Origin of the sequence: Rhodococcus daqingensis (assembly GCF_042665615.1) — a bacterium.
Taxonomy (GTDB): domain Bacteria; phylum Actinomycetota; class Actinomycetes; order Mycobacteriales; family Mycobacteriaceae; genus Rhodococcus_G; species Rhodococcus_G daqingensis.
In genome coordinates, this window is record NZ_JBHTCS010000004.1 from 42,214 (window position 1) to 58,232 (window position 16,019).

The window sequence follows — 16,019 nt, forward strand, 5'->3', positions numbered from 1 at the left end:
TCAGCCCCGGCCGTGCCGCGTCTTGAGCAGCCATGCGGCGATCTTCATGTCCCTGGGCTTGCGTTCCATCGACAACAGGTTCAACGGCGCCTTGTACTTCTGCCTGGCCACCGATTTCGCCCGACTGAACTCGCGCAGCCCGTCGGCGCCGTGGATCCGGCCGAAGCCCGATTCCCCCACCCCGCCGAACGGGAGCGCGGCCACACCCGCGAAACCCAGCACCGAGTTGATCGTCACGACGCCGGCACGCAGTCGCTCTGCCGCGGCCACCGCCCGCTTCCGGTCACGGGTGAAGATCGACGCGCCGAGGCCGTACGTCGAGGCGTTGGCCGCGGCGATCCCCTCGTCGAGGTCCGCGACCCTGTTGATCACGACCGTGGGCCCGAACGTCTCCTCGCGGACGGCGATGCTGTCCTCCGGAACCTCGACGAGGACGACCGGTTCGACGAACGGCCCGCGAACGGACTCGGGACCGCCGAGCACCGCCCGCCCGCCCCTGGCGAGAGCGTCGTCTATCTGCCCGCGCACCACGTCCGACTGCCGCGCCATCGTCATCGGCCCGTACGAGGAGTCCGGCGCGCCACCGGGGCGCAGGCGCTTCGCCTTCTCGGTGACTTTCTGCACGAAGGTGTCGAACACCTTGTCCGCCACATAGATCCGCTCCACACCGACGCAGGTCTGGCCCGCGTTGCCCATCGCACCGAACACGGCGAAGTTCGACGCCTCCTCCAGGTCCGCATCCGCATCCACCAGCATCGCGTCCTTACCGCCACACTCCGCGACCATCGGCGTCAGGGTCTCCGCGCACAGGGCCATCACCTTCTTCGCGGTCGGCGTGGAACCGGTGAACGCAACCTTGTCGACACCGGCTCGGCAGAGCGCGGCCCCGGTGCCGCCGTCACCCGTGATCACCTGCAGCACAGGCTGGTTGGGGACCAGCGCCTGCCACTTGTCGGCGATCCACACCGCGACGCCCGGCGTCAGCTCGCTCGGCTTGAAGACCACCGCGTTGCCCGCGGCCAGCGCGTACGAGATCGAGCCCATCGGCGTGTACAGCGGGTAGTTCCACGGGCCGATCACCCCCACCACACCGAGCGGCTGGTAGCGGACGGTCGCCTCCTGATTGGCGCTCACCAGGCCGGCGGGCACCTTCTTCTTGCCGAGCACCTTGGCGGCATGACGAGCGGCCCAGTCCAGGTGCTCGACGGTGAGCATCACCTCGAGCAGGGCGTCGCCCGGCGGCTTCCCGGTCTCGCGGGAGATCACGGCGGCCAGTGCCTCCGCGTCCGAGGCGATCGCCTTCTTCCAGTCCAGCAACCACCTCTTGCGCCCGTCGAAGCCCAGCGATTCCCACCATCGCGCGGCGGCACCCGCCCGCTCGACGACCTCGGCGACCTCGTCCGCGTCCGCGACCGGGTACTCGGCGATGACCTCGTCGGTGCGCGGATCGAGCGACTCCAACGACCGCGCGGGAGACCTTTCCTCCTCGGTGAGCTCGCGCTTCTTGGCCGTCTGCTGTGGCATGGACAGATCCCTTCGTCGCCGATCGTTTCGAAAACGCGTCACATCAAATATATTTGATGTGATGTAGTGTCGTGGACATCACATTAGGCGGCGTCAGGCTCGCCGACAAGACCACATCGACACCGATCCCCGGTGCCATCCGTGCGCCACACAACGACCAGCGGGAGCCCACGAAGATGAGCGTTGAATTCACCACCGAACAGCAGGCGTTCGCCAAGGCCGTCACCGACTTCTGCAAGCGCGAGGCCGGTACCCGCGAGAAGCGCGACCAGTTGACCGATCACGGCGCGCACAACCACAACCAGGGCGTGTACGAGAAGATGGCCGAGCTGGGCTGGCTCGGACTGACCATCCCCGAGGAATACGGCGGCTCCGACGCGACCATGGTCGACATGTGCATCCTGCTCGAGCAGACCCACCGCGGGATGCTGCCGATCGGTGCGATCGGGCCGACGCTCATCACCGGCGGTGCGTACGCCAAGTTCGGCACCCCGGAGCAGAAGGACGACGTGCTGCGCGGCATCGTCCGCGGTGCGTCCCAGTCGATCTCGATGTCCGAGCCCGAGGCCGGCTCCGATGTCGGCAATCTGAGCACGAAGGCCGAGAAGACCTCGGACGGCTGGCTGGTCAACGGCCAGAAGACGTGGTGCTCCAATGCCCACATCTCGGAGAACATCCTGCTCGTCGCGCGCACGAGCCGCGGCGAGAACAAGCACGAGGGCCTGACCATGTTCCACGTGCCGGCTCGCACGGACGGCCTGAAGATCAGCCCGATCGAGCTGATGGGTGGCCAGAAGGAGACCAACGACCTCTACTTCACCGATTGTGTGCTGCCGGAGGACGCGGTGATCGGCGAGGTCGGCAACGGCTGGCGCCAGCTGATGACCGGACTCAATTTCGAACGCCTGATCCTCGCGGCGATGATCCTGGGCACCGCGGAGCGGGCCTTCGACGACACCCTCGCGTTCATCACCCAGCGCAAGCAGTTCGGCCGGCCGATCGGCAGCTTCCAGTCGCTGCGGCACCGGATGGCCGACCTGGCGACCGAGATCGAGTGCACCAAGCTGCTGGTCTACAGCGTGGCCCGCGAGGCGGACGCCAACCCCGACAAGATGCTCGCCCGGGAGGCGTCGATGGCCAAGCTCAAGGCCACCGAGACCGCCAAGCGGGTTGCGCTCGAGGGCATGCAGATGATGGGCGGGTACGGCTACGCCACCGAGTTCGACATGGAGAAGCACGTCCGCGGGGCGCTGGTGTCGACCATCTTCGGCGGGACCAGCGAGATCCAGCGCGACATCATCGGCAAGACATACGGCCTCTGATCGGCGTTTATGCTTCAGTGCCGTCCTAAGGAGAATCCATGACCTCGTCCGCCCGCGCCCAGGCAGGTCGCGCACTACGCCGCAGACCGCAGCTCTCCGACGATGTCGCAGTGCACGTGCGCAACCTCATCATGTCGGGAGGGGCGCGGCCGGGCGAGTTCATCCGCCTGGACGAGACCGCAGCGGAACTCGGGGTCAGCGTCACCCCCGTCCGCGAGGCCCTGCTGACGCTGCGCAGCGAGGGCCTCGTGGAACTGGTTCCGCACCGCGGGTACGTTGTCGCCGCCCTCACTCGCGGCGACATCAACGACCTGTTCTGGCTGCAGGGACAGATCGCCGAGGAGCTGACGCGCAGGGCCACCGCCGCCATCGGCCCGGAGGCGCTCGACGAACTCCGCACGATCAACACGAAACTCGCACGTGCGGTAGAGGATTCGGATGCAGCACGGATCGAGGACCTGGAGTTCGGTTTCCATCGGATCCTGAACAGGTTGGCAGGTGCCGCAAAACTCTCCTGGTTCCTCCTCAATGCCACCCGGTACACACCGGTGCACTTCTACTCCGCCGACCACGGGTGGGGCGACGCCGCCGTCGAGAGCCACGAGCGGCTCATTGCCGCAATGGCCGCGGGGAAGGCGGACGAGGCGGGCCGAGAATCCCGAGCTCACTTCATCGACGGGGCGCAGCGGCTGATCAAACACCTCGAGGAGGTGGGGATCTGGGACTGAACGCCGGAGCCAGAAACCCTTGCGCGCGTCGCGTTCCCGAGTAGACTCGAACATACGAGCGAATTCGTGGGGTGGGGATGATGACGGCAGCGGTATCGGCGGTGATCGATCGCGAACGTTCCCTGCTCGACGCGATCATCGAGACCTCGCGCGTCGAGAATGCGGCGGCCGCCCGGTTGATCGGGCAGATCATGGACTACACCAACTCCCGCGACACCTTCGACCATCGTGCTCCCGACGCCGGGTTCGACACCGAACAGGCGGAGCGATCCGCGATCGCGGAGGTCGCGTTGGCGTTGTCGAGCACCTTCAGATCGGTCGCGTCGCTGATGCGGCTCGGGTTCACCCTCGAACGGATGCCGGAGATCCGGGATGCCTTCGCCGCCGGGGAAGTGACGCTGTCGAAGATTCGGGTGATCGACGACCACACCCGCAAGGCCACCGCCGGCGCAGTGCTGCGCCTGGATGCCGGCATCCTCGCCGCCGCGCGCCGACTCGCACCAACCCCACTCGGAATCGAGATCGACCGGTTGCTGATCGAGGATGACGCCGCCTGGGCTGAGCGCGCCCGGGAGCAGGCGGAAGCCAAACGCAAGGTTCGCTCACGCCGACTGCCTCACGGGATGGGAGTGCTGTCGGTGACGTTAACTGCGACACAGTTGACGGCGGTCACCGGCCTCATCGTGAAGGTCGCCAAGACAGTATGTCTGGCTGATCCGCGGAGCCTCGACGTGCGGTGCGCCGATGCGTTCGCGGCCCTGATCGCGGGCCAGCGGAACCTGGCTTGTGAGTGCGGCGAACAGGCCTGTGTGTCCACCCGCAATCCCAAACCTGCAGACGCACAGATGCATCTGAACATCATGTGCGGGCTGGAGACGCTGCTCGGTCTGGCCGACAATCCCGGCTATCTAGAGGGCTACGGATACCTCGATGCCGGGCAGGTCCGCACCATCGCCGGGAACGCCACCTGGCAGGCGATCATCGACTGCGCCACACAGACACTCGAACGCCTGCAACACGAGTACGGCGACGATACCGATCGTACGGGCGGCACCGACGGCGCAACCGAATCCGCCGAGGAATCGGGCGCGGCGTCCGAGTCGGAATCTGTCGATGCAGAATCGGACCACTGGCAGAACCGCAACAGGTCGGAACCCGAAGTGCGCGAACCTGATCCGCCAGATCCAACCGACCCGCCAGATCCGCGCCGTGCCGCCCAAACCAAGCCCGACACGCCACCCGAGCCGACCCCTGAATCCGGCCTGCTCGCATTCAAGAGCCCAATCCTGCCCGCGGGCGCAATTGCCCTACCGGTCCGCAAACTCCCACAACCCGGGACCGTCTCGCCGGCCGACGCCATCGACGGCCTGTCCTGCACCATCCTGAACGACCCTGCAGGCCTCGTTGCCGCATTCCCGGACGGTCACGGCGGATTCACGCAGCCGCCACCGGGCGCCCTGACCTACCGACCCAGCGAACTACTCGCCGCCGCCGTTCGGCTGCGCGATGGCACCTGCCGCCACCCTGGGTGCAATGTGCCCGCAGCCGACTGCCAGATCGACCACATCGTCGCCTTCCTCAAAGCCAACCCCGCCCTCGGCGGCTGGACCATCCTCACGAACCTGCAGTGCCTCTGCCTGCTCCACCACCAACTCAAGACCGCAGGACTCTGGCATCACGACATGCTCGCCGGCGCAATCATGCACATCTACAACACGATCGGACAACACGCCCTCACGCTGCCCACCCGCCGACGAGGCAGCGACCGAATGTGGTCCACCGGCTCGAGTGCGACACTCACGCGGGCGACATTTCACTAGCGACATTCCAAACTTTCCGGAACTGCTCCGGCCCCTGCCCACCAGTCGTCGAGGACCTGGGCGATCACGGCCAACGCCTCGGGCGAGGCCATCCCCCAGTGCGTCGATTCCACCGGGTGATTGTGGATCGCGCCGTCCACCACGGACCGCCAGGTCGCGGCCCCCAGCGTTCCGCTCCTGTCCTCCTGCACCGCGGTGAAGTACACGATGTCTCCCGCGAAGGACTTCGGCCGGTGCGCGGCGAGCAGCGCCAGGGACTCCAACGCGGACTCGACTGCCTGCACGCGCTCGTCCACCCTCATCCCGTCCGGGAACAGCCCGGTGAGCAGTTCGTCCGGGGTCGGCTCCTCGCGGACCGCCCGTGCCGGCGCGGCCCCCTGGTCGGCGAAGCTGTCCATCATCGCCAGCAGCGCAACGCTGTCACCCTCGGCCTGCAACTGGACGGCCATCGCCTGCGCGATCACGCCGCCGAGCGACCACCCGAGCAGGTGGTAGGGACCCTCCGGCTGAACCGAACGGATCTCCCGCACGTACCTGTCGGCCCATTCGGCAATCGATCCCGGCGACCACCCGGACTGCCCGAGGGCGGGCGACTGCAACCCGTAGATGCCGCGATCCGAATCCAGATGCCGGGACAACCCGGCGAACGCCCACGACAGTCCGCCGATCGGGTGCACACAGAACAGGGCTGGCTCCAGTCCCCCGGCCCGGATCGGCAGGAGCACGTCGAACGCCCCATCGACGTCGGCGCCCACGCTCGTGCCGGCGTCGATCCGGGCGGCGAGACCCGCCGGTGTCGGGTCGGAGAACATCCACTGCACCGGAACCTCGGTACCCAGCCGCTCGGACAGCCGCGCGACCACACCGGTCGCGATCAGGGAGTTGCCGCCGAGCTCGAAGAAGCTGTCGTCGCACCCGACCCGGTCGAGACCGAGCGCTCCGCACAGCACGTCGGCGACGACGATCTCCGTCGCGGACACCGGTTCGCGGTGCACCCGCGTCGCCGGCCCCGGCGCAGGCAACGCCGAGCGGTCGAGCTTGCCCGACGCGTTCAGCGGCAGCGCATCCAGCATCACGAACGCGGTGGGGATCATGTACTGCGGCAACACCAGGCCCAGCGACGTCCGAGCCTTGCGTGCATCGAACCCGGGATCTGCCACCACATACGCCACCAGCTGCTGCGCCGGGTCCTCCCGGACCACCGCGACCGCCTGCGCGACCGCGTCGAGCTCGAGCAGCGCGCACTCCACGTCGCCGAGCTCGATCCGGATCCCGCGCAGCTTCACCTGAAAATCGTTACGGCCCAGGTAATCCAGCTCACCATCCGGCCGCCACATGACCCGGTCGCCCGTCCGGTACATCCGCTGACCCTCGACCCCGAACGGATTCGCCACGAACCGCTCCGCCGACAACCCACCCCGACCGACATACCCGCGGGCAAGCTGCGCGCCTGCGAGGTACAGCTCACCCGGGACACCCACCGGCACCGGACGCAACCGGGCATCAAGCACGAACACCTGGGTGTTCCACACCGGGACACCGATCGGCACCGACGCCGCGTCCGCCGCGGTCACCTCGTGGAACGTCACGTCCACCGCGGCCTCCGTCGGGCCGTACAGATTGTGCAGGCGAACCTGCGGCAGCATCGCCCGCAACGATGACCCGGTCTGCGCGGGCAACGCCTCACCCGACGCGAACACCCGCCGCAGCGAGGTCGCCGAGGCCACCTCCCGCTCCGCCACGAACACCGCCAACATCGACGGCACGAAATGCGCCGTCGTCACGGATTCCTCGGCGATCACCCGCACCAGATATGCCGGATCACGATGCCCATCGGGCTCGGCGATCACCAGGCGCGCACCGACCTGCAAGGGCCAGAACAACTCCCACACCGACACGTCGAACGTCACCGGCGTCTTCTGCAACACCACATCGTCTGCTGTCAGGTCGTACTCGGCCTGCATCCACAACAACCGATTCACGATCGCCGCATGGCTGACCACCACCCCCTTCGGCACACCCGTCGAACCCGACGTGAAGATCACGTATGCCGTGCTCGACGAGGCGATCGGGGCCACCCGTTCGGCATCCGTCACCGGGGCGTCCGAGAACTGCGCCAACTCGATCGTGTCGATGTCGACGCCCTCGATCCCTGCCGCCGTGAACCCGTCACGGGAGGTGCTCAGCACACACACCGGAGCCGCGGACCGCAGTATGTGAGCCACCCGCGCCTGCGGTTGGTCCGGATCGACCGGCACGTACCCCGCGCCGGACTTGATCACCGCATACACACCGATCAGCAGGTCGATCGATCGGCGCATCGCCAGTGCCACCAGCGACTCCGGTCCGACTCCCACCGAGATCAGGTACCGCGCAAGCCGGTTCACCCGAGCGTCGAAATCCGCGTAGGTGAGCGACCGAGTGCCGTGAACCAGCGCGACAGCGTTCGGCGTCCGCGCCACCTGCGCGTCGAACAGATCGACCAACGTCCGCGGCGGCACCGGGTGCGCGGTGGCATTCCACCGGCCCAGGATCATCTCGAGGCCCGCCTCGTCGACGAGGTCGATATCGCCGACCGCGCGCCCCGGGTCGGCCGCCATCGCATCGAGAATCCGGGAGTACCGGTGTGCGAAACCCTCCACCGTCGAACGGTCGAACAGGTCCGTTGCGTACACGAAGGAGACCGAGAGCCCACCCCCGTCCGGCCGTTCGGACACCGTCACGTGCAGATCGAATTTCGCGGCAAGGAACGGCGCGTCCATCCCCGAGACGTGCAGTCCCGGGAGATCGAGTTCCGGCTGCTCGAGATTCTGATAGGACAGCATCACCTGGAAGAGGGGATGCCGTGACATCGAGCGTTCCGGGTTGAGCACCTCGACCACGCGCTCGAACGGCACCTCCGCGTGACCGAACGCGCCGAGATCCGCTTCGCGCACTCGTGCCAGCAGCTCCGTCGACGATTCCGCCCCGTCGACGGCGGTCCGCAACACCAGGGTGTTGACGAACATGCCGATCAGATCGTCCAGCTCCGCCTCCCCGCGACCGGCGACCGGCGTGCCGACGGCGATGTCCGAACTGCCGCTCAGCCTGCTCAACAACACCGCGAGTCCCGCATGCACCGCCATGAACAGCGACGCGTTGTGCTCGGCGGCCCAGTCGGAGAGCGTCTCACCGGTGTGCGCACCGACGGGGACGTCCACGCGGGCCCCCGCGTAGGACAGGTGCGCGGGTCGCACCCGATCCGACGGCAGCTCCAGTTGCGCGGGCAGCCCCGACAGCGTTGCGCGCCAGTAGCGGATCTGCCGGGCGACCAACGCGGACTCGTCCGACTCGTCCCCGAGAACCTCGCGCTGCCACAACGCGAAGTCGGCGTATTGCACCGCGAGCGGTGACCACATCGGCACCTCGCCCCTGGCTCGAGCCGCATAGGCCGCCATCACATCCCGGGTCAACGGCCCCATCGAGTAGCCGTCCGCACTGATGTGGTGGACCACCAACGCCAACACGTGCTCGGCCGGCTGCACCTCGAACAGCGCCACCCGCACCGGCACCTCCGCCGCCACGTCGAATCCCGCCGAGGCGAACTCGGCCACCCGGCCAGGCAGTTCGTCCGTCGACACCTCGACCGGGATCAGGTCCGGCAGCACCCTCCCCGCGGGGACGATCACCTGCGACGCACCCTCGTCCGACTCCGGATACATCGTGCGCAACGACTCGTGCCGCTCGAACACGTCGCGCACCGCGGCGCGCAGCGCCGAGACATCGAGCGCACCCGACAGACGCACGAAGATCGGGATGTTGTTCACCGCCGACCCGGGATCGAACCGGTTCAGGAACCACATCCGCTGCTGGGCGGCGGACAACGGGAGTCGATGGGGCCGCTCGCGTGCCGCCAACACCGTGCGCGCCGCTCCCGAGTCGCGCTCCACCTGCACCGCGAGCGCGGCCACCGTCGGGGACTCGAACATCAGCCGAACCGGAACCGCGACACCCAGCGCGGCGCCGATGCGCGCCGCCACCCGGGTCGCGATCAGCGAGTTGCCGCCGAGGTCGAAGAAGTTGTCATCCGCCCCGACCCGCGGAACGCCCAGCACCTCGGAGATCGTCGCGGCGACGATCTCCTCGACCGGCGTCGACGGCGCGCGGAACACGGTCGACCCGAACTCCGGCGTCGGCAGCGCGCCGCGGTCGAGCTTCCCGTTCACCGTCAACGGAACCGCGTCCAGCACCGTCACCGCCGACGGCACCATGTGCGCGGGCAGCGACCTCGCGGCACATGCGGTCAGCGCGGCGACGTCCACCGACTCCCCCGCCGCGGCCACCACGTACGAGGCCAGCACGGTCGCGCCCGACGGGGCCGACCGGCCGACCGTCACCGCGAACTCCACCGACGGATGCGCGGTCAACGCCGCGTCGATCTCACCGAGCTCGATCCGGAAGCCACGGATCTTCACCTGGAAGTCACCCCGGCCCACGTACTCGAGGACCAGATCGCTGTCGTGGCCGGGCGCCGCGCGGTCGACCCACCGCACCATGTCGCCCGTCCGGTACATCCGCTCACCCAATGACGAGAAGTGGTTCGCCACAAAACGATCCGCCGTCAACCCCGATCGGCCGTGATAGCCCCGCGCCATCGCCGCACCCGCGACATACAGCTCGCCGACCACCCCGACCGGCACCGGACGAAGCCGCCGATCGAGCACCATGGCGCGCACACCCCGGGTCGGTCCGCCTATCGTCACCCGCCCGCCGGGCTCGAGCGCGGCGCTGGCCGACACCATCACTGTCATCTCGGTCGGACCGTACGCGTTGTGCAGGTCGACGTGCGCACCCCAGCGGGTCACCAGGTCCGCGGTCAGCGCCTCACCGCCCATCACAACCACACGCAGCGACTCGAGCCCTTCGGGGGCGAGCGCGGCCGCGGCGGACGGGGTGATGAAGGCGTGACTGACCCGCTGACGGTCGATGATGTCCGCGAGCTCACCGCCTCCGTACACACCGGGTGGCACGATCACCAGCGCCGCGCCCGCGGCCGTCGCCATCAAGATCTCGAGCAGGGAGGCGTCGAAACTGGGCGACGAGGAGTGCAGCACCCGTGACGAGGCCGTCACCGAATAGCGCTGCCGCTGTTCGACGGCGAAGCTCGCGATGCCCTGATGCATGACCACCACACCCTTCGGGGTACCGGTGGAGCCGGAGGTGTAGATCATGTACGCCGGTTGGGCGGTGTGCGTCGCCGCCAGTCTGTCCCGATCGGTGACCGGTGCCGTCCCGTACCGCGCCCATTCCGACCTGACGGCGTCGTCGTCGAGCACCACCCAGTCCGCCTCCGGCAGGTCTGCCACGTGCGCAGCAACGGTGAGGCCGACGACGGTGCCCGAATCGGCGAGCATGTGCCCGAGGCGATCCGACGGATAGGCCGGATCCATCGGTACGACGGCGGCGCCGGTCTTCGCCACCGCCCACAGCGCCAGCATCGACTCGATCGAGCGCGGCAGCGCGGTGGCGACGAACGACTCGGGCCCCGCACCGCGCGCGATCAGCAACCGCGCCAGGGCGTTCGACCGGGTTTCGAGCTCACCGTAGGTCACGGTGCGTGCGCCGAACTCGAGGGCGGGCGCCGTCGGTGCCACGACCGCCCGAGCCAACAGCTCGGCGAGAGTGACCGGGGGCTCCGGATCGCGGCCCATCACCGGGCACAGCGCCTCGCGCTCGCGCGCTTCCATGATCTCGACGTCACCGATCGGGACCGAGGGATCCTGCGCCACCGCCTCCAGCAGCCGGACGAACCGTGCGGCGAGGGTGCGCACGCTCGACGCGTCGAACAGGTCCGTGGCATAGACGAACATGCCCGCGATCCCCGACTGGCCTGCCCGCTCCCCCAACGACAGTTGCAGATCGAATTTCGCGTGGGTGAGGCCCGGGTCGACCCCGGACACCACCAACCCGGGCAACTCCAGGACCGCCTGCTCGGTGTTCTCCAACGCGAGCACGACCTGGAAGATCGGTGAGTGCGCGGTCGACCGTTCGGGCGCGAGGATCTCCACCAGCCGTTCGAACGGAACCTCCGCGTGTGCGAGCGCACCGATGTCCGATTCCCTTGTCCTGCGGAGCAACTCGGCGAACGACACCGACTGGTCGAGCACGGTCCGGAGGGCGAGCGTGTTGACGAACATCCCCACCAGGTCGTCGAGCGCGTGCTCGCCGCGGCCGGCCGTGGGGGTACCGACGACGATGTCGTCGGTACCCGACACCTTGGACAGCAGCAAGGCGAAGGCCGCGTGCACGGTGGTGAACAGGGTCGCCTCGTGTTCACGCGACAGCGACAACAGTCGCCGGTGCAGGTCCGGCCCGATCTCGAACCCGACCCGCCCGCCGTCGAGGGAAGCGGCGGCGGGACGCGGGCGATCGGTGGGCAACGGCAGCAGGTCGGGGATGCCGGACAGCTCGTCGACCCAGTACCGAACCTGGCGGGAGAGAAGGGATTCCGGGTCATCTTCGCTGCCGAGCAACTCGCGTTGCCAGAGCGAATAGTCGGCGTACTGGACCGGGAGCGGATCCGGGGTGTGTGGGCCGTCCCCCGCCGCACCCGTGTAGGCGGCGACCACCTCGCGTGCGAGCGGCGCCATCGAGGCGCCGTCGGCCGCGATGTGGTGCAGCAGGAACAGGAGCACGTGCTCGGCCGCCCGGGACCCGGGCCGCTCCGCGGGCTCCACTCCGGCCAGTTCGAACAGTCGCACCCGGACCGGTGCCTCGACCGTCACGTCGAACCCCCTGGCCGCCTCCACGGCGAGTTCAGCACCCAGACCCACCTCGTCCACGACGCGAATCGGGCGCAGGTCGGCATCGACCCCCTCGACCGGGATCACCACCTGCCGGGGCCCCTCACCGTCGTCCGGAAAGACCGTGCGCAGTGACTCGTGCCTGCCCAGCACGCTCGCGACCGAGGCCCTCATCGCCTCGTGGTTCAGCTCACCCACCAGCCGGATCCCGAGGGGCAGGTTGTATGCCGGCGAGGAGGTGTCGAACTGGTTGATGAACCACATCCGAGCCTGGGTCAGGGACAACGGGATCCGGTCCGGGCGTGGTCCGGCCATCAGTTCCGGCCGTCGGCGCGCGCCGTCGACGCGGGTCGACGCGAGCGCGGCGAGTCCCGCGACGGTCGGCACGTCGAACACCTCCCGCAGGCTCACGTCGCTGCCGAGTGCGGCGTTGACCCGTGCCACCACGCGCGCGGCGGACAGGGAGTTGCCACCGTGATCGAAGAAGGAGTCCCCGATCGCCACCCGTTCGACGCCGAGGATCTCTCCGAAGATCTGCGCGACCACCACCTCGGCCGGTGTCGACGGCTGACCGGAGGTGCCGGCGGGGGCCTCGAAGTCCGGCCGCGGCAGCTGCTTCCGATCGAGCTTGCCGTGCATCGTGATCGGCAGCTCGGTCAGCGTCAGCACCGTGATCGGCACCATGTACTCGGGCAACGAACGGCCGAGGAAGGCGCGGACCTCGTCGCCGTCGACGGTGCCATCCGCCGGGGTGACCACGTAGCCGACCAACTGCTGATTTCCGGGTACGTCTTCCCTGACCACCGCGACCGCCTGCGCGACCGACGGGTGCGCGAGCATCGCCGACTCGATCTCACCGAGTTCGATGCGGAAACCACGAATCTTCACCTGGAAGTCCGTGCGCCCCAGGTACTCCAGGCTGCCATCCGCCCGCAGGCGCATCTCGTCCCCCGTGCGGTACATCAGCTCGCCGGGTAGACCACGGGGGTTCGCCACGAATCGCGCCGCGGTGAGGTCGGTGCGCCCGAGATAGCCGCGAGCGAGCTGGGGACCAGCAAGGTACAGCTCGCCCGCGATTCCGGCCGGTACGTCCCGGAGGCGGCGGTCCAGGACGTACGCCTGCAGCCCGTCGTAGGCCCGACCGACGGGCACCCGGCCGGCGTCCTCGTCCGCAGCGGTGGTCTCGTGCCTGGTGCCGGACACCGTGAACTCGGTCGGTCCGTACTCGTTGTTCACCCGGGCCGTCAGGGCGCGGCGTACCTCCGCCAGCAGCCTCGGCGACATCTCCTCACCACCGCTGAACACCTCGCGCAGGGAGGTGGCTTCACCGGGCTTGAGCGAGGACACGAACACCTGGAGCATCGAGGGGACGAAGTGCATCACGGTGATGCTGTGCCGGTCGATGGCCTCGGCCAGATAGCGCGGATCCCGGTGTCCATCGTGATCCGCCAGGACGAGCTTGGCTCCCGACGCCAGCGTCCACCACAGCTCACGCACCGAGGCGTCGAAGGTGACGGGGGTCTTCTGCAGCACCCGGTCGTCTCCCCCGAGCTCATACAGCGCCTGCCTGCGATCGATCAGCCCGACCACCGCGGAATGGGGAACGGTCACGCCCTTTGGCCGCCCGGTGGAGCCCGAGGTGAAGATCACATACGCGGGATTCGCCGGCCGCAGCGGCCGAACCCGGTCGGTGTCCGTGATCGGCTCCGCGGGATACTCGGCGGTGTCGGTCGAGTCCAGGTCGATCACGACGGTGCCGGCCGGCCACGTCATCTCCTCCCCGGACCGGGTCAGCACGCAGACCGGGGCCGCGGTCGCGAGCACATCCGCGACCCGTTCGTCCGGATGATCGGGGTCGATCGGAACGTAGGCGCCACCGGCCTTGACGATGGCGTACATCGCCACCATCATCTCCAGGGACCGGCGAATCCCCAGGCCAACCGTTGTCTCCGGTCCCACACCACGCGCGATGAGGGCTCGAGCGAGCCGGTTCACCCGGCCGTCGAACTCCGCGTACGTCCACGCGACGCCGTCGAACTCGAGAGCGGCCGCGTCGGGTGTCCGCGCGACCTGCGCGTCGAACACCTCGACCAACGTCCGGTCGGTCTGGGCAAGGGGGTCGCCGGGCTCGGACCGGACGGCAGGCGCGTCGGCCCTGATCCGGTCGAGAACCGCGCCGATCCCGCCCTCGGCTCCCACGATCGTCGGTACCAGGCCCGTGAGCACCACGGCGACGATGGCATCGGCGTCCATGCCTCGATCCGCCAACGCCCCTGCCAGCAACTGCAGGCGTTCGTCGAGTTCCCGATACGTCACCGATATGCCGTCGACACGCACGACGACAGCGTCCGGGCGCGCCTTCGCCAGGGCGGCGATCGACCGGGGGAAATCCGACACAACGTACTCCGAAGCTATCGAGCCAAAGCCACGCCGATCCCCCCGGCACCATTCGACCTGACCATCGCAATAGTGCGATTCAGAGTGACAAGATACGTGACCTGGCCGCTCCGTGTTCGGGTCACGTATCGGGGAATGCACGAAACCCCAGCCGCCCGCACCGGTTGAGGGCGGGCGACTGGGGTCGAAGTCGAACCGGGGACGCGCCCCGCGCTAGTTGTTGACCGGGGTGAAGCCGCTGCCGGCGATGCCGCGCGGGTTCAGGTCGTTGAGGATGACCGCGGAAGATGTGTAGATGTGGTTCGCGAAGGGAATGTAACCCGTCCTCGTGACGATCCCGACCCACTTGGTGCCGGTTTTGGGAGACAGCACCGCCGCTCCGCCCGAGTCGCCTGGCTTCTGAAGGGCCACGGTCGCGAGCAGGCCGCCCTCATGCGCCGTGATGAGCCCACAGGTCAAGCCCGTCGTCCTGCCGTCCTTGCAGATGCTGTTGAAGAGGGAGGGCGGCATCGAGGGGTTGCCGCTCGAATTCTTGTAGATGGAATCGACCCGCAGATTCGGGCCCTGGCTCTTGAGCGACGTGTTCGGGACGAACTCGATCACCATGTAGTCGTTGTGAGGCAGATCCTCGGAGACAAAACGGGTGTACCCGATCGGCCCGAAGGCATAGTCGTTCGCGTCCCAGACGGGGTAGACCCCGTTCGGGACCTCCTCGCCTACCGGGGCCATCGGATTGTTGTTTGGGTCCAGGTTGCAGTGTCCGGCCGTGATGCCGACCTTCCGCCCGGCGGAGTCGAAGCCGACCGGCCCGAGTGTGCAGTTATAGATCCCCTCCCCATCGAAGCTGAGGGCCATGCCATTCGTCACGTCCTTGGTCGCGACAGGATCGGCCGAGGCGACGCCCCCGGTTCCCACCAGAATTCCAACCGATGATGCCAAGGCCATCAGCGTGGCCAGTACACGTGTCTTCACAGAAACCTCTCTGACAAAGGTGATTTCCTGCGCCCCCCGCGGGACAGCTGAAACTAACACCCTGCCAGTGATTTCGTGGCGTAGTTTGGTATCCATATACTGTTGTGCCCCAATGGAATTGAAGCGAATAACACTACGTCGCACATGGCCACTCGGAGTTCTCAGCCGAACGACGAAGGGAGGCCACCTGGTTGTCCCGGCGGCCTCCCTTGGTGTGCGTCGTGTGTTACCGGGCGCCCGCGTGGGCGTCGGCCTCCATCGCCTCAATCAGGCTCTTCGGACGCATGTCGGTCCAGTTGGCCTCGACGTAGGCCACGCAGGCCTCACGCGAATCCTCACCGAACGCGGTCGTCCATCCGGCCGGTACGTCCGCGAAGACCGGCCAGAGCGAGTGCTGGCCCTCCTCGTTCACCAGGACCAGGAACTTCGCGTCTGCGTCATCGAAGGGGTTACTCACTCTTGCTGCCTTTCATC

7 protein-coding genes are annotated in these 16,019 nt (G+C 68.1%); 3 read left to right on the forward strand and 4 right to left on the reverse strand.

Features of this window, described 5'->3' with window-relative positions; all coding sequences use genetic code 11:
• The gene (locus ACFQS9_RS03630; protein WP_378401679.1) at window positions 1-1,524 is read right to left on the reverse strand and encodes an aldehyde dehydrogenase family protein; all 1,524 of its coding nucleotides are present in this window, start codon (window positions 1,522-1,524) and stop codon (window positions 1-3) included.
• A gap of 176 nt (window positions 1,525-1,700) precedes the next feature.
• Here ACFQS9_RS03630 and ACFQS9_RS03635 point away from each other — a divergent pair, with 176 nt between their 5' ends.
• The 3 genes from ACFQS9_RS03635 (at window position 1,701) to ACFQS9_RS03645 (ending at window position 5,394) form a co-directional block, all read left to right on the forward strand.
• Window positions 1,701-2,846, forward strand: a complete 1,146-nt coding sequence (locus ACFQS9_RS03635) for an acyl-CoA dehydrogenase family protein (protein ID WP_378401681.1) — start codon at window positions 1,701-1,703, stop codon at window positions 2,844-2,846.
• Between the two features lie 38 nt (window positions 2,847-2,884).
• Window positions 2,885-3,574: a GntR family transcriptional regulator gene (locus ACFQS9_RS03640; RefSeq protein ID WP_378401683.1), complete on the forward strand. Its 690-nt coding sequence runs from the start codon at window positions 2,885-2,887 to the stop codon at window positions 3,572-3,574.
• A gap of 80 nt (window positions 3,575-3,654) precedes the next feature.
• A complete protein-coding gene (locus tag ACFQS9_RS03645) occupies window positions 3,655-5,394 on the forward strand; it encodes an HNH endonuclease signature motif containing protein (RefSeq protein ID WP_378401685.1) in 1,740 nt (579 codons plus the stop codon).
• Here ACFQS9_RS03645 and ACFQS9_RS03650 read toward each other — a convergent pair.
• The 3 genes from ACFQS9_RS03650 to ACFQS9_RS03660 all read right to left on the reverse strand — a co-directional run bounded on the left by ACFQS9_RS03650 (window position 5,391) and on the right by ACFQS9_RS03660 (window position 16,002).
• Window positions 5,391-14,573 (reverse strand): non-ribosomal peptide synthetase, encoded by a 9,183-nt coding sequence (locus ACFQS9_RS03650; protein WP_378401687.1) that lies wholly within the window; start codon window positions 14,571-14,573, stop codon window positions 5,391-5,393. The two genes, ACFQS9_RS03645 and ACFQS9_RS03650, sit on opposite strands and share 4 nt — an antisense overlap.
• A 213-nt stretch (window positions 14,574-14,786) precedes the next feature.
• On the reverse strand, window positions 14,787-15,545 hold the full coding sequence (locus ACFQS9_RS03655; RefSeq protein WP_378401689.1) for a chymotrypsin family serine protease: 759 nt from the start codon (window positions 15,543-15,545) through the stop codon (window positions 14,787-14,789).
• A gap of 226 nt (window positions 15,546-15,771) precedes the next feature.
• On the reverse strand, window positions 15,772-16,002 hold the full coding sequence (locus tag ACFQS9_RS03660) for an MbtH family protein (protein ID WP_378401691.1): 231 nt from the start codon (window positions 16,000-16,002) through the stop codon (window positions 15,772-15,774).
• Between the last annotated feature and the right edge of the window lie 17 nt (window positions 16,003-16,019).

Bases quoted from the DNA above. Each gene is read 5' to 3' on its own strand.
- ACFQS9_RS03630 (WP_378401679.1), bottom strand. From the start codon at position 1,524: ATGCCACAGCAGACGGCCAAGAAGCGCGAGCTCACCGAGGAGGAAAGG.
- ACFQS9_RS03635 (WP_378401681.1), top strand. From the start codon at position 1,701: ATGAGCGTTGAATTCACCACCGAACAGCAGGCGTTCGCCAAGGCCGTC.
- ACFQS9_RS03640 (WP_378401683.1), top strand. From the start codon at position 2,885: ATGACCTCGTCCGCCCGCGCCCAGGCAGGTCGCGCACTACGCCGCAGA.
- ACFQS9_RS03645 (WP_378401685.1), top strand. From the start codon at position 3,655: ATGACGGCAGCGGTATCGGCGGTGATCGATCGCGAACGTTCCCTGCTC.